This window comes from Sediminibacterium sp. KACHI17 (genome assembly GCF_040362915.1).
GTDB lineage: Bacteria > Bacteroidota > Bacteroidia > Chitinophagales > Chitinophagaceae > Sediminibacterium.
Genome location: NZ_AP029612.1, coordinates 1,232,693 through 1,252,347 on the forward strand (window position 1 = coordinate 1,232,693; position 19,655 = coordinate 1,252,347).

At 39.5% G+C, this 19,655-nt stretch carries 16 protein-coding genes; 7 read left to right on the top strand and 9 right to left on the bottom strand.

Going from position 1 to position 19,655, the window contains the following annotated elements; genetic code table 11:
* Nucleotides 1-3 precede the first annotated feature (3 nt).
* Together ABXG83_RS05355 and ABXG83_RS05360 are read left to right on the top strand one after the other, a co-directional pair.
* Complete coding sequence (locus ABXG83_RS05355; RefSeq protein ID WP_353550454.1) at nucleotides 4-978, top strand: Gfo/Idh/MocA family oxidoreductase; 975 nt, start codon at nucleotides 4-6, stop codon at nucleotides 976-978.
* Between the two features lie 3 nt (nucleotides 979-981).
* Nucleotides 982-2,373: a sugar transferase gene (locus ABXG83_RS05360; RefSeq protein WP_353550455.1), complete on the top strand. Its 1,392-nt coding sequence runs from the start codon at nucleotides 982-984 to the stop codon at nucleotides 2,371-2,373.
* A 69-nt stretch (nucleotides 2,374-2,442) separates the two neighbouring features.
* Here the strand turns inward: ABXG83_RS05360 and hisB are convergent, their stop codons facing one another.
* From hisB to hisG, 6 genes are read right to left on the bottom strand one after another with little or no spacing between them, the layout of a single operon-like run.
* Nucleotides 2,443-3,573, bottom strand: a complete 1,131-nt coding sequence (gene hisB / locus ABXG83_RS05365; RefSeq protein WP_353550456.1) for a bifunctional histidinol-phosphatase/imidazoleglycerol-phosphate dehydratase HisB — start codon at nucleotides 3,571-3,573, stop codon at nucleotides 2,443-2,445.
* A 3-nt stretch (nucleotides 3,574-3,576) separates the two neighbouring features.
* A complete protein-coding gene (locus ABXG83_RS05370; RefSeq protein WP_353550457.1) occupies nucleotides 3,577-4,008 on the bottom strand; it encodes a cytochrome c in 432 nt (143 codons plus the stop codon).
* A gap of 7 nt (nucleotides 4,009-4,015) precedes the next feature.
* On the bottom strand, nucleotides 4,016-5,302 hold the full coding sequence (locus ABXG83_RS05375) for a PQQ-dependent sugar dehydrogenase (RefSeq protein WP_353550458.1): 1,287 nt from the start codon (nucleotides 5,300-5,302) through the stop codon (nucleotides 4,016-4,018).
* A 43-nt stretch (nucleotides 5,303-5,345) separates the two neighbouring features.
* On the bottom strand, nucleotides 5,346-6,410 hold the full coding sequence (gene hisC / locus ABXG83_RS05380; protein ID WP_353550459.1) for a histidinol-phosphate transaminase: 1,065 nt from the start codon (nucleotides 6,408-6,410) through the stop codon (nucleotides 5,346-5,348).
* 25 nt (nucleotides 6,411-6,435) lie between these two features.
* On the bottom strand, nucleotides 6,436-7,707 hold the full coding sequence (gene hisD / locus ABXG83_RS05385; protein ID WP_353550460.1) for a histidinol dehydrogenase: 1,272 nt from the start codon (nucleotides 7,705-7,707) through the stop codon (nucleotides 6,436-6,438).
* A 13-nt stretch (nucleotides 7,708-7,720) separates the two neighbouring features.
* A complete protein-coding gene (hisG, locus tag ABXG83_RS05390; protein WP_353550461.1) occupies nucleotides 7,721-8,575 on the bottom strand; it encodes an ATP phosphoribosyltransferase in 855 nt (284 codons plus the stop codon).
* Nucleotides 8,576-8,820: 245 nt separating this feature from the next.
* Between hisG and ABXG83_RS05395 the strand changes: the two genes are divergently transcribed.
* Together ABXG83_RS05395 and ABXG83_RS05400 are read left to right on the top strand one after the other, a co-directional pair.
* Nucleotides 8,821-9,594, top strand: a complete 774-nt coding sequence (locus tag ABXG83_RS05395) for a glycoside hydrolase family 16 protein (protein WP_353550462.1) — start codon at nucleotides 8,821-8,823, stop codon at nucleotides 9,592-9,594.
* A gap of 41 nt (nucleotides 9,595-9,635) precedes the next feature.
* A complete protein-coding gene (locus ABXG83_RS05400; protein ID WP_353550463.1) occupies nucleotides 9,636-12,050 on the top strand; it encodes a prolyl oligopeptidase family serine peptidase in 2,415 nt (804 codons plus the stop codon).
* Nucleotides 12,051-12,086: 36 nt separating this feature from the next.
* On the opposite strand, the gene ABXG83_RS05405 is transcribed toward ABXG83_RS05400, so the two are convergent.
* Entirely contained in the window at nucleotides 12,087-13,310 is a 1,224-nt protein-coding gene (locus tag ABXG83_RS05405) for a TlpA disulfide reductase family protein (RefSeq protein ID WP_353550464.1), read from the bottom strand.
* A 160-nt stretch (nucleotides 13,311-13,470) separates the two neighbouring features.
* Between ABXG83_RS05405 and ABXG83_RS05410 the strand changes: the two genes are divergently transcribed.
* From ABXG83_RS05410 to treF, 3 genes are read left to right on the top strand one after another with little or no spacing between them, the layout of a single operon-like run.
* Complete coding sequence (locus ABXG83_RS05410) at nucleotides 13,471-14,592, top strand: lactonase family protein (protein WP_353550465.1); 1,122 nt, start codon at nucleotides 13,471-13,473, stop codon at nucleotides 14,590-14,592.
* A gap of 16 nt (nucleotides 14,593-14,608) precedes the next feature.
* The gene (locus ABXG83_RS05415) at nucleotides 14,609-15,856 is read left to right on the top strand and encodes an MFS transporter (protein ID WP_353550466.1); all 1,248 of its coding nucleotides are present in this window, start codon (nucleotides 14,609-14,611) and stop codon (nucleotides 15,854-15,856) included.
* Nucleotides 15,857-15,858: 2 nt separating this feature from the next.
* Nucleotides 15,859-17,358, top strand: a complete 1,500-nt coding sequence (treF, locus tag ABXG83_RS05420; protein ID WP_353550467.1) for an alpha,alpha-trehalase TreF — start codon at nucleotides 15,859-15,861, stop codon at nucleotides 17,356-17,358.
* Between the two features lie 27 nt (nucleotides 17,359-17,385).
* Here the strand turns inward: treF and ABXG83_RS05425 are convergent, their stop codons facing one another.
* The gene (locus tag ABXG83_RS05425) at nucleotides 17,386-17,796 is read right to left on the bottom strand and encodes a hypothetical protein (protein ID WP_353550468.1); all 411 of its coding nucleotides are present in this window, start codon (nucleotides 17,794-17,796) and stop codon (nucleotides 17,386-17,388) included.
* 148 nt (nucleotides 17,797-17,944) lie between these two features.
* The gene (locus tag ABXG83_RS05430; RefSeq protein ID WP_353550469.1) at nucleotides 17,945-19,612 is read right to left on the bottom strand and encodes a DUF3472 domain-containing protein; all 1,668 of its coding nucleotides are present in this window, start codon (nucleotides 19,610-19,612) and stop codon (nucleotides 17,945-17,947) included.
* Nucleotides 19,613-19,655: the final 43 nt, after the last annotated feature.

Here is a 19,655-nt window from a genome sequence, read left to right on the forward strand (position 1 = left end):
GCTATGCTTAAAGTAGGCGTATTCGGCGTTGGTCATCTGGGCAAATTTCACCTCAATAACTGGAAAGAGATCAAAGATGTAAAACTCGTTGGTTTCTTTGATCCCAATAATGACAATGCAAAAATTGCAGTGGAAGAATATGGCTTGAAGAGATTCTCGGATGAAGAGAAATTGATCGATGCCTGTGATGCGATCGATATCGTAACGCCTACCGATCATCATTTCGCCATTTGCATGATGGCGATCAGAAAAGGGAAACATGTTTTTGTTGAAAAACCTTTGGCGCATACCATTCAGGAAGGAAGAGATATCGTGAACATGGTTCGTGAGGCAAATGTAAAATTACAAGTTGGACATGTCGAAAGATTCAACCCGGCTTATCTTGCTATTCAACAGCACCAATTAAATCCGATGTTCATTGAAGTACATCGCTTGGCTCAATTCAATCCGCGAGGAACTGAAGTAAGTGTGATATTGGATCTGATGATACACGATATTGATATCATTCTTAGCCTGGTTAAAAGTGATGTAAAACATATTTCAGCAAGTGGTGTCGCTGTCATGACTGAAACCCCAGATATTGCGAATGTCCGTATTGAATTTCATAACGGATGTGTAGCCAATCTGACAAGCAGTCGCATCAGCATGAAAAAAATGCGCAAGATGAGACTGTTCCAGAAAGATGCTTATATCGGTATTGATTTTCTGGAAAAGAAAACTGAGATCATCAAGTTGAAACAACCGGATGACCAGCATGTTTTTTCGTTTGATATTGACACCCAACATGGCAAAAAAACCATTGCGATCGCTAATCCGATTGTTCCGCAAGCCAATGCGATCAAATTGGAGCTGGAATCATTTACAGACGCAATCCTAAACAATAAGCCTACAGTTGTAAGTGAAATTGATGGCTTCCTTGCTATGGAAGTGGCTCATCAGATACTGGAGAAAATCAATAATACCAGCATTCTGGTCTAACACATGTACAGTACTAACAAGAAAATAGCCTGGTGGTATATTCTGTCCGACTACTTGTTTACAGCTTGCAGTACTTATCTATTCTTTCATTATGTTGCAAAAGACCTCCTAACAACCTCTTTTATAAAGGAAGGTCCTTTATTATATACGCTAATACTGATCCCTTTTGGCTGGCTTTTATTTTTTGCATTCGTAGGAAGTTATCAGCAATCATTGTATGAAAAATCCAGATTGAATGAAATGACCGCTACTTTCATTCACGTTCTATTGGGAACATTGATTTCTTGTATTCTCATTTCTATAGAAGCATCTGTTTTCTTTACCTACTTACTATACTATTTTGCTATTAGTTTTCTGTTATTGTTTAGTGGCAGACTCATCATACTCCACACCTTTAAAAGAGCGATTCTGAATGGCAAACTTATTTTTAATGCTCTTATTATTGGCAATAACCAATATGCTGTTCAAGCATACCAAGAAGTTCAGAAAAACTTTAGGTATCTGGGCATTCGTGTAACAGGATATATCACAACAGGTATTGATAAAGGAAATGGACTCAGTAAATGGCTGCCGAATCTTGGAACCATCACAGACCTGCAAGTCTTGATCAGAGAAAAACAGATTGATAAAGTGATCTTGGCACTTGATAAAAATGAAAATGCAGTCATCAACGATATACTGTACCGATTATCGGATAGTGAAACCGATATCAAACTGGTAGCTGATACCCTGGATATTCTTTCAGGATCTGTCAAAACCAATAATGTTTTCACTGCTTCATTGATCGATATCCGATCCAACCCACTAAGTGCTTGGCAGCAGAATGTAAAGCGATTAACAGATATTCTTATTTCCTTATTTGCCTTAATCGTATTGTCACCTCTTTATGTATTCATTGCTATTCGAACAGCACTTTCTTCTAAAGGCGGTATCTTTTATGTGCAACAGCGAATCGGATATAAGGGTAAGCCCTTTCTCATTTATAAATTCCGAAGCATGGTAGCAGATGCAGAGAAAGACGGACCTATGCTATCCAGTGATGATGACCCACGCATTACCAGATGGGGGAAATTCATGCGTAAATGGAGATTAGATGAGTTACCACAACTGTGGAATATTCTGAAAGGTGATATGAGTCTGATCGGTCCCAGACCTGAACGAAAGGTTTATATTGATCAAATCAACCTCAAAACACCTTATTATCGTTATTTATTACAAATGAAACCCGGACTTACTTCCTGGGGTATGGTACAGTTTGGTTATGCATCTTCAGTTGATGAAATGATCGAACGAATGAAATATGATCTTATTTATATCGAGAATGCCTCCCTATTACTTGATTTTAAGATCATGATACATACTTTGAGGATTATTCTCTCGGGAAAAGGTAAATAGATTGCCACTGAGGGCACAGAAATACACAGAATTTTCAGTGCTTCTCTGTGCCCCCAGTGGCAATAAAAATTATAAAACCCCTTTAGTAGAAGGTAAATGATTCGAAAATGGATCTCTCTTCACCGCCATCCGAATGGCTTTTGCAAATGCTTTGAAAATTGCTTCGATCTTGTGATGTTCATTATCACCTTTACAGGATATATTCAGATTACATTTTGCAGCATCACTGAATGATTTGAAGAAATGAAAAAACATCTCAGTAGGCATTTCACCGATCTTCTCTCTTTTAAATTCTGCATCCCAAACGATCCAGTTTCTTCCACCAAAATCGATCAATACTTTTGCGTCTGCCTCATCCATCGGTATAGCAAATCCGTAACGCTCCATGCCGCGCTTGTCAATAAGTGCCTTTGCAAAAGCCTCACCTAAAGCAATACCGGTATCTTCAATGGTATGATGCTCATCAATATGCAAATCGCCATCTGTCTGAATGGTCAAATCGATCTTTCCATGTCTAGCGATCTGATCAAGCATATGATCAAAAAAACCAAGACCAGTATGAATATCAGAACGTCCTGATCCATCCAGATTCAATGTAACATTGATCTTGGTTTCATTGGTATTACGTTCATGATTCACTACACGCATACCCAGCTTCAAAAAGCTAAATATCTCCTGCCAACTATCCGTTTCCAATGCAATCACGGGTCTTAACTCCTGTTCTTGCTCGGGGGTCAATGTATGTAAAGGCGACTTTAGATAAATGGCTTTACAGCCTAGGTTTTTAGCAAGCTGAATATCACTCCATCGATCTCCGATCACATATGAATTACTCAGATCAAATCGATCTTTATCAAAAAAATGCTGTAACAAAGCAGTACCCGGCTTACGAGTTGGTTGATTATCCACAGCAAAGGTTCTGTCTATGATCATTTCATCAAAAACAAATCCCTCTCCTTCAAGTGTACGCAGCATAATGTTGTGATACGGGAAAAAGGTTTCTTCCGGATAACTATCAGTTCCTAATCCGTCCTGATTGGTGACCATTACCTTATAATAATCAAATGAAGCTGCGATCTGCGCCAATGCAGTAATACTTCCTTTGACGAAAGAAGTTTTATCTATGCTATCTACCTGAAAATCGATGGGTGGTTCCTGCAGTACCACTCCATCTCTATCTATAAATAATACCGGTCTCATTGTTTATTTGATTTTTGCTCTGGCTGCTTTTACCTCTGCGGCAGTTACAACAGAAGCTTTATTACTCCAATTATTTCTGATATAGGTTAACACATCTGCAATTTGTGTATCGGTCAGATCCGGATTTGCAGACATATTATTATCATAATACTCACCATCGATCTCTACCCTATCTGTCATACCCTTTATGATAATTCGAACCAATTTTAATTTATCATTTCCTTTCACTGTTGAAGCTCCATCCAGTGGGGGATTAAGCCTTGGAACACCACTGCCATCTACTTGATGACAAGCCATACAACGCTGTAGATAAATGGTTTTACCACGATCCATAGAGGCTTTAACAGCGGGTTGTTGGTGCACTTCCAATGACGGTCTGCTAATGAATGCAGAACCGAAAACCAAGATCAAAGTCAAGCAACAAACATATTTCATACCAAGATTATTTGGAGTTATACATGATTCTGTAAATAGTTCCTTTCACATCATCAGATACATACAATGATCCGTCTGGTCCTTGTGTCAAACCACAGGGTCTGTGTTTGGCATCTCTCGGATTTTTAACGACCTCAGTTCCTGAGAACCCATTCGCAAATACCTCCCATTGTCCGGATGGTTTACCATTTTCAAATGGAACAAACACTACATAGTATCCCTCCTGTGGTAAAGGTGAACGATTCCATGAGCCATGAAATGCAATGAAAGCGCCGTTTTTGTACTTAGCAGGGAATTGGTTTCCTGTATAAAACAATAATGCATTCGGGGCCATATGACCGGGAAATGCTACGATCGGATCAATGGCTTTTTCACCACCGGCTTTCTTTCCATCTCCCCCATATTCAGGCGACAAAACTTTTTTCTTTTGAAAATGATCATAATAAACATATGGCCATCCCGCATCATCACCTTTATTGATCGCATACATGGTTTCTGAAGGCAATTCTGCACTTACAGTGGTATCAAACATCTCAGGATATAAATTGTACAACATATCCCTTCCATGCATGGTCACATATAATTTGTTTTGCTGATCATTCCAATCGAGTCCTACGACATTTCTTAAACCGGTTGCGTAACGTACTCCATTATGATATCCTTGATCTGTCTGATCAACTTTAAATTGCCAAATACCACCCGCCGAATCAAGAATCGGACATGGATACATTCCTTTAGAACCCTTCGTGCGATCTACTTCCTGACAAGAATTAGAGGGCGCACCAATATTCACATAAATATTGCCTGCATTATCCAAAGCCAAAGATTTTGAAGCATGCTGACGCTTATCCCACAGTCCTTTGACAATTCGTTGAGGACTATCAGGATTGATAACCTTTCCATTTTCATCTAACTGATAGCGAAATACATCTTCATTTGATGATGCATACAAGTAATTATCTTTAATAGCAATACCTGTTCCTATAAAATTCGCAAAACTGGTCTCAATCTCCATCTTACCATCTTTATTTGCATCTGTCAGATAGACGATACCCTTTCCACCTACCAACCTTTCCAGCTTTACATAAATACCTCCTTGCTTGGTAGCTACTATATGTCTGGCTCTTCCAAGATTATCAGCAGCGATCAACGCGCCAAATCCTGAAGGCAGGTTAAGACCTGCATTATCTGCATCAGCTACTACCTGATTATTCGCACTAACCTTTGTTGAATCATTTGCTGTTACTACAAGTGATAATGAAGCAGTGATAAGAATGAGAAACAATTTTTTCATATGGTTCTGAATTTGAAATAAAAATACTAATGAAAATACAGAGTTATCCGTTTGCGTGTGAATTATACCATTCCTGCATGGCATCTACCAATTGGGTATTCTCTTGTTCCGTGCCTACCGTAATACGTAAACAATTCTCACATAATTGCACATTACTTCGATCACGCAAAACGATACCTTTTGTCAATAAAAACTCATACACTTTTCGAGCATCCGCAATTTTAACTAATATAAAGTTGGCATCAGACGGATATACTGTTTCTACGGTTGGCATAGATGCAAAAACTTCTGCCAATGCTTCACGCATATCTACCAGTAATTTGATCATATCATTGACTTGACCAACCTCTTCCAATGCCTTTAAAACAAGCTCTTGTGTTGCCTGATTAATATTATAAGGTGGCTTCACTTTATTCATGACTTCTATAATCGACTGTGATGCGAATGCCATCCCAAGTCTTAAACCTGCAAGCCCCCATGCTTTACTGAGTGTTTGTAATACAACCAGATTCGGATATTCTTTCAGCTCTTGTACAAATGATTTTTGTCTGGCAAAATTGATATAGGCCTCATCTATCACCACAATACCATTGAAATTATTGAGTACCATTTCAATATCTACACGATTCAAAGAGTTACCGGTTGGGTTGTTTGGCGAACAAAGCCAGATCAGTTTGGTATTCGCATCCATCAAATTTTCAAGATGAACAAGATCTAACTGAAAATCCGGGAGTAGCGGCGCTTTACGAATTTCAACATCATTGATATGCGCACTTACTTCATACATCCCATATGTTGGCGGACAAATGATCACATTGTCTTTTCCCGGTTCACAAAAGCATCGAAATAAAATATCAATACATTCATCACTACCATTACCTAGGAAAATATGTTCGGGCAGAATACCTTTGATCGTGCTCAGTTTCTGCTTTATGAGTTGCTGATGCGGATCTGGGTAACGGTTATACCATTTCAATAATGGTGATCCCAAACTATTTTCATTAGCATCTAAAAAGACCTTAGCCTCTCCACTGAATTCATCACGTGCTGATGAATAGGGAGTTAACTTTTTAATATTTTCTCTGGTGAGTTGATCCAGGTTGAACATATTATTGAATTATAATGATCGGAATTTATAAACGTATCGTGACTGCTTTTTTATGTGCTTCTAAACCTTCCGCCGCTGCCATCGCTGTTACTGTAGGAGCAATTGCTGAAAGACCTTCTTTTGTAAGACGCTGGTAGGTGATCTTTTTTACAAATGAATCCAAACTCACCCCACTGTAAGCTCTCGCAAAACCATTGGTTGGCAAAGTGTGATTGGTACCACTTGCATAATCACCTACACTTTCAGGGGAATAGTTTCCAAGAAATACAGAACCTGCATTGGTGATTTTTTCTGCTACTGATTCATCATTCTCACAGGATAGGATCAAATGCTCCGCAGCATATTCATTCACCAATGCTATCGCATCATCCATATTTTTTACCAATACAGCTTTACTATTTTCCAAAGCTTTAGCGGCCAAATCTTTGCGCGGTAAATCATTTAACTGCACTTTCAATTCTTTCATCACATCATCGATGAGTTGAGTATCGGTTGAGACCAACAATACCTGACTATCAGTGCCGTGTTCAGCCTGACTCAATAGATCAGCGGCTACAAATGAGGCATTAGCAGTAGTATCAGCCAATACACAAACCTCGCTGGGGCCTGCAGGCATATCGATGGCTGTTCCCTCTTGTTGTACCAATTGCTTGGCACAAGTCACATACTGATTTCCCGGGCCAAATATCTTGTATACTTTAGGGATGGTTACTGTACCATAAGCCATGGCCCCTATTGCTTGTACACCACCTACTTTAAAAATTCGATGAACACCGGTCAAACTTGCTGCATATAAAATTGCCGGGTTAAGATTCCCTTCTTTATCTGGTGGTGAACAAAGAATCACTTCCTTACATCCAGCGATCTGCGCAGGAATGGCCAACATCAATATGGTAGAAAAAAGAGGTGCGGTTCCACCGGGAATATATAGTCCAACTTTATCGATACCCACCGATTTCCTCCAGCATCTCACCCCTGCCATGGTTTCAACAACTTCAATACCCGATCTCTGCTTTTCATGAAAAACACGAATATTATTTGCCGCCTGTTTAATAGCACGTTTAAGCTCATCGGGAACTTTTTGTATTCCGATAGCGATCTCCTCTTCTGTTACTTCAAGCGATGATAACTGTACACCATCAAATTGACGTGTAAACTGAAAAACCGCTGTATCACCATCTTGCTTGATCACATTTAAAACACCTCTTACTTGTTGCTCTAAAGTAGCAGTATCGATCACCGGGCGTTGAAGGATTTGTTTCCACGTATTTTTTTCAGGCAATTCTATCTTTTTCATACTTCTCTTTTAACTATACGATCATCTTTTCAATAGGCACCACCAATATCCCTTGAGCTCCGGCAGATTTTAGTTGTTCAATGATATCCCAGAACTCGTTTTCATTAAGCACACTATGTACACTGCTCCAACCCGGATCAGCCAAAGGCAATACTGTTGGGCTTTTCATACCAGGTAATAAGGAAATGATTTCAGCCAGTTTATCATTGGGTGCATTCAGCAAAATGTATTTATTGTTTTTTGCTTTCTTCACAGACTGAATACGGAATAACAACCGATTCAGCAATTGTGTTTTAGCTTCATCTAATCCATTATTACGGATCAATACTGCCTGTGATTGTAAGATCGTTTCTGCTTCTTTCAGTCCATTCATAAAAAGCGTAGAACCGCTACTGACCAGGTCGCAGATCGCATCTGCCAATCCGATGCCCGGCGCGATCTCCACACTACCACTGATCTCGTGGATCTCAGCTGTCACATTTTTTTCCTTTAAAAAATTCTCTACAATAACCGGATAACTGGTCGCGATCTTTTTCCCATTGAGAAAAGAGGCGTCTGTATACTCTTCGCCTCGACGAACTGCCATACTCAAACGGCATTTGCCAAAACCAAGTTTTTCGACCACAGTTACTTTCTTTTTCTTCTCATAGACCACATTTTCCCCTACAAAGCCGATATCGGCCACCGCATCTTCAACGTATTGTGGAATATCATCGTCTCTGAGGAAATATACTTCCAAAGGAAAGTTTGTTGCCTCTGCCTTGAGTTTGTTTACGCCATTACTGATATCAATACCACATTCTTTTAACAAACGAATGGAGTCATCATGCAAACGACCGCTTTTTTGGATTGCGAGCTTTAGTTTCATAGTATTCAGTTAAAATAAAAAGGGCCTACCTGTTGGTAAGCCCTTCAATGTTTTATGTTTGGCACAAAACACCAACAGCCTACCCAATGGGTAAGTAATGATGATGGTGGATATGTGCGAATTGTTTCATGAGATGCAAAAGTACAGGCATCTGTATTTATACACAAATTTTTTTCACCCGACCATCCTTAAAGCCTTCTTTCCTCCTCTATAATGCCTAACTTACGTATCCCAAATTGCAACCTATGTTTAAAACAATGGTATTCGCCATGCTGTCAATGATCTGTCTGACAGCCACTTCCCAAAAAAGAAAATTGATCTGGAGTGATGAATTCAACAAAAACGGATTGCCCGACTCCACCAAATGGAGCTATGATGTTGGCGGACATGGCTGGGGTAATAATGAACTACAATATTATACCGCTAAACAACTGAAAAACGCCAGGGTAGAAAAAGGCATGTTGATCATAGAAGCCCATAAAGAAAAAATGGGTGAAAATGAATATACTTCTGCCCGTCTGGTAACGAAAGGGAAAGCTGACTGGAAATATGTACGTATTGAAGTCAGAGCGAAATTACCAAAAGGTGTAGGTACCTGGCCCGCTATCTGGATGTTGGGCACAACGCCAAAAATCACCTGGCCTGATGATGGAGAGATCGACATCATGGAACACGTGGGTTATAACCAAGGCACCATTCATGCTTCGACTCATACAAAGAAATATTTTCATAGCATTGGCACACAAAAAACAGCGACTGTTAGTGTTCCTGATTGCAGTGAAAAATTTCATGTATATGCATTGGAGTGGAATGAAGAAACAGTCACGGTACTGGTAGATGATAAACCCTATTTTACTTTTAAGAATGAACATACCGGCAATGATGCCTGGCCATTTGATAAACCTTTTCATTTACTCTTGAACATCGCTGTAGGAGGATCATGGGGTGGACAAAAAGGTGTAGATGAAAAAGTATTCCCGCAGAAAATGTGGATCGATTATGTACGTGTTTACCAATAATGATAAATTTTCAAAAATCAACACCGATAAAACCAACTATTATGAAAAAGTGGTTCTTTAGTTTTCTTATCGCTGGTGCATCTTTTACTTCATTGTATGCACAGGATGATAACAGCTATCGCACACCTGCCAAAGAAGTCATGGAATTGTTACTCGCAAAACCAACTCCTTCTGTAAGCATTGATGGCAAAGCAGAATGGATGTTATTAAGTGAACGTAACAGCTATCCAACAGTAGAGGAACTCGGACAACCCGAACTCCGCGTTGCAGGATTAAGGATCAATCCAAACAACTTTGCACCTAGCAGACAAAATTTTATCAATAATTTTTCACTGCAAAACATTAAAACAGGCGTAAGTACTCAGGTGACCGGTTTGCCTGCAAATTTATTGGCAGGTAATGTCAGTTGGAGTCCCTCTGAAACCAAGATCGCATTTACGCACACAACAGGTTCAAGAGTAGATTTGTATGTGATCGATGTGGCTACAAAAAAAGCTATGAAGATCAATAAGCAAGCACTCAATACTGTATTAGGCAGTTCTTATACCTGGGTAGATGATAATACCATCATTTATAAAGCGGCTACACAATCAGCTGCAAATGCCCCTAAACGTCCAATCACTCCGAAAGGTCCCACCATTCAACAGAATTTAGGTAAAGCGGCTCCTAGTCCTACTTACCAGGATCTGATCAAATCTCCTTTTGATGAGCAACTGTTTGAGTTTTATGCAACAGGTCAACTCGTACAACATAAAAATGGTGTGGAAACCAATATCGGTAAACCGGGTATTGTTTCAACATTCAGTTTATCGCCGGATAAAAAATACATGATGGTTAGAACCATTCGTAAGCCATTCTCTTATCTAGTGACTGCTAACGGATTTCCTTCTACCATCAGTATTCAAGATCTGACAGGTAAAGTGGTAAAGGTGTTGGCTGAATTACCTTCTACTGAAGGAACACCTTCCGGTTATGACAATACACAAAATGTACCCAGGGGTTTTGATTGGAGAGATGATGAAGCTGCTACCATTACATGGGCTATGCCTTTGGATAGTGGTTTGATCAAAAAGCAGGTGGAATACCACGATGCAGTGTATGCATTAAGTGCACCATTCACAGGCGAAGCAAAAGAATTGTTCAAAACAAAAACCCGTTATGCAGGTACTACCTGGGGTGATGCTACTTTAGCATTGGTACAGGAAGTATTAAGATCGAAACAAACTTTCCGTTTAAGCAGATACAACAGCACTACTGGTTCTCTTGAATTACTGATCGAAAGAAATCAAACAGATGCTTACAATAACCCGGGAGCACCGGTTCTGACAAGAAATAAATTTGGCAGACCTGTTATTCAAACCACAGATAATGGTAGTAAAATTCTGATGAACAATACTACCGGATCATCTCCAAAAGGCGACCTTCCTTTCCTCGCTAAATTCGACCTGTCTACCAAGAAAAATGAGATCATCTGGCGTTGTACAGAAGGAGTATATGAAACTGTGAATGATGTGATCGATGCTGATAAATTGGTGTTGCTCACTCGCCGCGAATCACAAACAGAAGTGCCCAACTATTATATCAAAAATCTGGTTCTACGTGTTGCGGACAGAGCTATTACCAAATTCACCAATCCATATCCACAATTGGAAGGTGTTATCAAAGAAAAAGTAAAGTATAAAAGAGCAGATGGCGTAGATCTTACAGGAGAACTGTATTTGCCAAAAGGATATAATAAAGACAAAGATGGCCCGTTGCCATTGATCATTTGGGCTTATCCGCGTGAGTTTAACAGTGCTGCTGATGCCGCACAGATCAGAGGTAGTCAATATCGTTTCACTACTTTGAGCTGGGGATCACCCATTTACTACGTAACGCAAGGTTATGCTGTATTGGATAATGCCGAAATGCCCATCGTTGCCACCTCTGCTGATAAAAAGCCAAATGATAATTTTGTAGCACAGCTAAAAATGAATGCTGAAGCTGCCATCAATCATTTATCAGGATTGGGTATTGCAGATAAGAATCGTGTAGGTGTTGGCGGACATAGCTACGGAGCTTTCATGACTGCTAATTTGTTAGCGCATACTAATTTATTCAAAGCAGGTATTGCAAGAAGTGGTGCTTATAACAGAACACTGACTCCATTTGGTTTTCAGAATGAAGATCGCACTTACTGGCAAGCGCCTCAATTGTATTATGAGATGAGTCCATTCAGCTATGCTGATAAGATCAAGACTCCTATCTTATTGATCCATGGCGATAGTGATGATAACACCGGTACCTATCCTATCAACAGCGAGCGCTTATACGCTGCGATCAAAGGTCATGGTGGAACTGTTCGTTTCGTTTTTCTACCTTATGAAGCGCACGGCTATCGAGGAAAGGAAAATGTATTACACACATTATGGGAACAGCAACAATGGCTAGATAAATATGTAAAAGGAGCCAAATAAAATAAAAAAAGCACGGGGTTGAACCCCGTGCTTTTTTTATTTTAATAAACGTTCTACCGTTGCTTCAAATTCTTTTTTCAACAACTCATATCGTACTCCCGTTCCCGGACCTTCAAAGCCGGCATGTATCTTGGCTACCTTACCTTGTTTATCAATAAAAATAGTAGAAGGAAATGATTTGATCTTGGTAAGCTGAGGCAATGTTTTTTCTGTTCTCAATGTATCAGATACAGTAACGCCTGTCAGTAACATCGGATATTGCACATTGAATCTTTTTTGAAATTTTCTAACGCTATTGCTTGCCAAAGCACGGTCTTCGTAATACTCATAAGCAAGCGCCACTACTTCCACGCCTTTATCTTTATTCTTTTGGTAATAGTCACTTAAGAAAGCTGTTTCATCCATACAATTCGGACACCATGATCCCATGATCTGAACAATGACCACTTTATTTTTAAAACGTTCATCATTGATCGAAACTTGATTCCCATCTAAATCAGGAAAACTAAAGCTCAACTTTTCCTCGCCTTCCTTTAAGAACATTGCAGCTACATCCGGTAAAGTTGCTTGCTCATTTTTTACCGCTTTCCAAGGTTCAATGCTAGTGGCTCCGGAATAATAATTTCCATTACTGATTGAAGTATCACTATTGATCGTTGCATTGAAATAATAAGCGTGACTACCATCAAATGTAGACAGCTTGACCTGATTGCCATCTACCACTCCATACAAATACCTGTAATCACCGGTTGGTGTGATAAAGGTGCCGGAAAGCGTTTCACCTTGTTGAACAAACTCAGCGATAGCAGGTCTTGGCGAACCATCTGCTCTAAAAAATGTGACTTCCCATTTACCCGAAATATTTGCAATTGGCTGATTGGTTGTTTCAAATCTTTTGCTTGTGCCTGCAACTGCTTCAAATGGCATATCAATAAATCCTGCTGTGGCAGCTTTTGTCCAGATACCGGTTAGTTGATCATTCCCTTTTTTGATCAACTTAAAATAGGATTCAAAAACCGGCATCGCTACGAATACCGAATCACCTTTGATCGATATATCATTCACTTCGATCTGCTCTTTTCCATTTTTGATGATCCATCGGAGACTATCTCCTGCACTGATCACTTCAAAGTTGAAGACGATATTATTACCATCTTCACGGAGCAGCTTGGCTTGCCACTTACCTATCTGTAATTTTTCATTTTGTTTGATTCCACAACCCATCATAAAAAGTATCACTCCCAAGTATATATATTTCATAACGCTTATTTGCCGGGCGAAAATACAAATAGTCTACTAAACAACTATGTTAATGATAACAGACTCCCGAAATCGTAAAAGACAGTGAATCAGGAGATATCATCAGGATTGAGTTAAAAAATGCGATGCAATGTTTATCTTACGGAAAATCCAACCCATCATGAGAGCTTGTCTATTGTTCGTCATGTGTCTTTTTTGTTCATTGGTGTTTGCCCAAGATCATTACTTGCTGGTTGGTACTTATACTACCGGCAAGAGTAAGGGCGTGTATGTTTTCAGGTTCAACTCCCAAAATGGAGAAGTACAATGGGTGAGTAGTACCGATAGTGCTACCAATCCTTCTTTCCTGGCAGTATCGCCTGATAAACAAAAAGTGTATACAGTCAATGAAACCGGAGGAGATCAACCTGGTTATGTAAGTGCTTATGAATTTGATGCAGCTACAGGACAGTTGTACTATATCAATAGTCAACCTACAGGTGGTGACCATCCTTGTTATGTAACAGTTGATGCAACAGGGAAATGGGTGATCACAGGAAATTATACCGGAGGTAATATCAGTGTGTTTCCTGTTGCTGCGGATGGTAGCCTGAAACATTATGTTCAAAAAATCCAGCATACGGGTAGTAGTGCCAATACCAGCAGACAAGATAAACCACATGTGCACGGAACTTTTTTTTCACCTGATCATAAATATCTCTTAGTACCTGACCTTGGAACTGATAAAGTGATGATGTATCTTTTTAATCCAACTGCTAAACAGCCATTAAAACCAGCAGCTATGCCTTTTGCAGCATCAACCCCTGGTAGTGGCCCCCGTCATCTAGATTTTCATCCCAACCAAAAATTTGTGTATTTATTGGAAGAGCTGACAGGTACAATAAAAGCATACCGGTATACAAATGGTTTTCTGAGCGGGATACAGCAAATAGCAACGCACCCAAAAGAATTTACAGGACAAGCAGGTAGTGCAGATATACATGTTTCACCCGACGGAAAATTTTTATATGCTTCGAATCGTGGAGAAGAAAACAATCTGGCAATATTTTCGATCGATCAAAATAGTGGGAAACTTACCGCTGTAGGTTACCAACCCATACCCGGCGCCGGACCTAGAAATTTTATCATTGAACCCAATGGCAATTTTCTATTAGTAGCCAATCAGCGAACCAATAATATTGTTACATATCGTATTGATAAAAAAACAGGTTTATTACAACAACTGCTAAGACAAACTGAAGTACCAAATCCTGTTTGTTTAAAGCTTATTCCCGTTCAATAATTATTAAAACCATTCTATGCAAAACTGGAAAATAAAAGTATCCCTATTCCTCAATTATTTTGTTTTTGCGATACTCTTAAACAGTGTAGGTACTGTTATCCTGCAAGTGCAACAAAATTTTGGCGTTACTGAAAGTGCTGCTTCAACTTTAGAAGCTTTCAAAGATTTGAGCATTGCAGCAGTTTCTTTTCTGATCTCCTCTTATATTGTTCGCATTGGATATAAAAATGCCATGCTGATTGCACTAGGATTTATCAGTGTGATATGTTTCATTATGCCTTTTACTGCTAGTTTTCTTACGACCAAATTATTGTTTGCAGCGGTTGGGTCTTCTTTTGCTTTGATCAAAATGTCTGTATACAGCACGATCGGACTCGTTACTAAAAATGAAAAAGAACATATCAGCCTTATGAATTTTATTGAATCCTTTTTCATGATCGGGATTCTGACAGGCTATTTTATTTTTAGCTACTTCGTTGATGATACGAATCCTCAATCTACTGCTTGGTTAAATGTATATTATTTACTGGGGGGCATTTCATTTCTTGCTTTTCTGTTGCTCCTATCTGCTTCGCTGGATGAATCATCTATACAAGTAAAAGAACAGAAGTCAATGATAGATGAGTTTAAGGAAATGTTCAAGCTGATGATCAAACCGATCGTATTGGTCTTTGTACTATGTGCTTTTTTTTATGTTTTGATCGAGCAAAGTATCATGAGTTGGCTACCCACTTTCAATAACAAAGTATTATTACTACCTGCAGCATTGAGTATTCAGATGGCAAGTATTCTTGCCGGATCCACAGCCCTGGGTCGTTTCTTTGCGGGTTTGGTATTGAAAAAACTAAACTGGCTGATCGTATTGATCTCTTGTCTGGTATTGGCTGCAGTATTGGTTTTAGTAGCGATCCCATTGGCTGAAAAAACAACAGGGCACCCCATCTCAGGTTGGTCTACTGCACCGATCGCTGCCTTTGTATTTCCAATGATCGGTTTATTGTTGGCTCCAATTTATCCTGCTGTGAATTCGGTCATACTCAGCACATTACCGGTAAAGCAACATGGATTAATGTCTGGTCTGATCATTATTTTTTCAGCCTTAGGTGGCACAACCGGCTCTATCATTACAGGAAATATATTTGAGCATTATGACGGAAAACAAGCTTTCTATTTTTCCTTGATCCCAATGGCTATATTGATTGTATGTCTGTTACTGTTTAACAGACTACAACGAAAAGAAAAGAACACTATTCAATCGAACTGATCATGAGCAATGCATACTTGCATATCGAAACTTTATCCCCCTTATATGAAGATGTACAACAAGCGGGCATTTTTGCTGATTCAAAATATTTTGTAGATGCTTTACCTAAAACAAGTGTCACTGATATTCTAGCGCGTTACGCCCATGAGCGTACACAGCCTTTGTTTAGTTTATTAAAATTCATCCAGGAAAATTTCATATTACCAGATGTACAAACAGATGACTATTCATCTGCCAATAAACCTATTGATACACACTTGAATGAGCTGTGGAATATTTTACAAAGAACTCCGGATGAAACAGGGGGCACATTGATATCGCTTCCTTACCCATATATTGTTCCAGGAGGAAGGTTCAGGGAGATCTATTATTGGGATAGTTATTTCACTATGTTAGGTTTACAAGAGAGTGGCAGACTCGACCTAATAGAACATATGGTGAATAATTTCGCCTTTCTTATCAATACCATTGGACATATTCCCAATGGCAACCGAACATACTATATCAGCAGATCGCAACCGCCTTTTTTCAGTATGATGGTAGGATTGTTACAAAATACCAAAGGGCATACAATACTTGATGTTTATCTACCAGCACTTGAGAAAGAATATGCTTTTTGGATGGATGGCGCAGATCAAATTTCACCTGAGGCTCCGATATTTCGAAGGATCGTACTGATGCCCGACGGATCAATATTGAACAGGTACTGGGATGACAATTCTACACCCAGACCTGAAGCATACATTGAAGATCTTCATATAGCAAAAGCTTCCAATAAAGAACCACAGGATGTGTACAGGCATATACGCGCAGCAGCAGAATCGGGTTGGGATTTCAGCAGCAGATGGTTTGCAGATGAAAAACATATGCATACGATCCAGACAACAGATATCATCCCTGTTGATCTGAATTGTTTGTTATTGAACCTGGAGAAAACTTTATTGGCTTGTTATCAGCAGAATAAAAATGAAACAGCGATACATCAATTCAAACAAAAGATAGAAAGTCGTCAAAAAGCCATTCAGCTCTATTGCTGGAATAAGGAATATGGATTTTATTTTGACTACCACATCCAACAGCAGAAAAATACCGAACGCATTACCATGGCTGGTTGCTTTCCGTTGTTCCTTGCAGTAGCTGATCAGCATCAAGCAGATGCAGCAGCCAAGGTGATAAAAGAACAACTGCTTGCAGATGGAGGTGTATTAACCACTACTCTTCAAACAGGTCAGCAATGGGATGCGCCCAATGGATGGGCACCACTGCAATGGGTTGCTTATAAAGGATTGTGTAATTACCGGCATGATGAATTGGCCAATGAAATCAAAAAGAGATGGATGCGCCTAAATGAACACACGTATGAAGAAACTGGTAAGATGATGGAGAAATACAATGTACAAGATATACATACTAAGGCCGGCGGTGGTGAATATCCGAATCAAGATGGATTTGGTTGGACAAATGGTGTTTATCTTACGCTAAAGAAAGGAACGGAGCAATAAAATCCGATATAAAATTTCACACATTCCTTATTTCTTATTTTCAATTTTCTTATCCACCTGACTTAATAAGCCACCTACGATAGCAATCGCCATACCCAACATGAGGAAGAGGTATTGTAAAATGTATTCTTCTCCTATGATGATCATTTGAGCGATCACAAGCACACAAATGATCGCACCCTGAATAACAACTACGGTATGAAAATGGCGAATTCTTTTTACGACCGTGATAATGGTAATGATCCCTAATAAACCTATGGATACTAAAATGATCCAACCTGGAGTAGCGAAATCTGTGAACATACTTCCATTAAGAAAATAAACCGGTATACTCAGTGTGCTACCCGTAGGGTCTGTAATGAGATGATATCCCACAAACAATGCTGCACTTGCAGCCAATACGAGCATAGCAATGGTCAATTGACGAGCCGCTTTCATAGACAGGGTTTGGCGTTACGAAAAGTAGATGACTTTAAGTTAGACAGAAATAAAGCCTCCTGCAAGTGTTCCTTCAAAAACCTGCATAAAATGTCAATTTCATAAGGCATTATCGCCGTCCTACCAACCAGAGATACCGATCAGCTGATTACTGCTGCCTTTTTGTACTGATTACTTCAATATCAAAAACCAATACTTTATTAGGGGGAATATCTTTGCTTCTGGTTCTGATTCCATAAGCCTGGGCAGATGGAATGATCACTCTTACCTTACCTCCTACTCTACATTTTGGAAGTGCCAGTTGCCATCCACGTATCAATCTTCTTAACGGAAAAGTAGCGGGATTATCTCTTGTCTGATCAAAGATGCTTCCATCCGTCAACAATGACCCTTTATAATGAACAGTGACGGTATCTGTGACTGACACAAAATCGCCGGTGCCCTGTTGGAGAATATGATAATAAACAGATTCAATACTGCCTGTTGTATCGATTTTACCTGCTTGAACAGCAGTGGCTATCTCTTCGATATCTTTTTTTGCCTGTGCCAGACTATCGGCATCTTTTGTATAATCAATAGTGGGTGCTTTTGAAGTATTGTTTCTTTTGAAGGAATCGCCAGGTTTCCCTTCCTGAGCCATAAAACCACCATTCCACAGATAAAACTGTTCATTGGCAACACCGGCTCCAATATCAAAACGATCTCCTGCTTTGCCGGTTGCATCTGTTGAAAATATCGCTTCTGTTAATGGCACCCATCTCCCATTTTGCTGTTGCACCCATTGATTACCGAATAAAGCCCTTCTTTGCAAGTGACCATTACTCCCTACAAAGTTTTCATTGAAAGAATAAAGGTTCGATAAACGTTTCCCATCTTTTGGAGCTCGAAAGGCGGCGATCAGTTTCCAACGCTTCAATTCAGGAACAAAAAAGTATCCCGTATAAATAGTAGTTTGTGAAGCACTATCGGGTAATGCTGTCAACATAAACTGATAGGTTTCTCCGGTTTTCCAATCATATACCCAATGGCTATGACCGCCTGTACCTTCATTTCCAAAATCATTGGTGATCACCCCATCACCTTTTGCCAGTAGTTTAACTTTATTCTCTTCTGCTACTTTATTTCTGTCGATGGCTTCGTTGCCTGCATCCCATACAGAAAAAATCACTCTTCGCTCTTTTTCACTATTCACCTGTATTCCAAAATAGCCTCTCGAAAAACCGTTGGCCATATAAAAGCTATGAACAGGATCATATCCTTTTGGAACAGTAACTTCATTATAAAATCCGATCGCACGAATGCTATCTGCTAATGGATATCTAAGATGTACAGAAGCCGCATTTCTTCTTGGTTTAGCATTGTATCGAAGTGCTTCAGCTCCATTTCCGGCAACGATCAAAGACTCAATCTTGATACCTTTCGATACCAATTTTTTTGCCGAGATTACAACTTCCATAAACCCACTATCTGTAACAGGCAAGGAGCCAATCCTGATCTCTTTCGATCTTGTACTCACAGGCACCAATACGTTGAATAATTTTCCGCCGACAGTTACTTGTATTTGTTGATTGATCTTGACAGCCGCACCATTCAATGATAACATGAGTGTACCGGGCTTTGTATGATAAAAAAAGAAGCTGATAGATTGTTTTGCATCTGACCATTGATAAACTTGTTTCCCATTTTCACTGATGAAAGGCTCTTCCTCAGTTGCAGGTAAAAGATAGGCAGTATGAACAGGGATCGTATGCTTAGATTGAGCTAGAACAGAGGAACTAATGCCTAAAAAAAGACATAAAAAGAAGATATTTCGCATGATGGTTGTTTGTGGTAACCAAACTTACGAAACCACCTGAGTA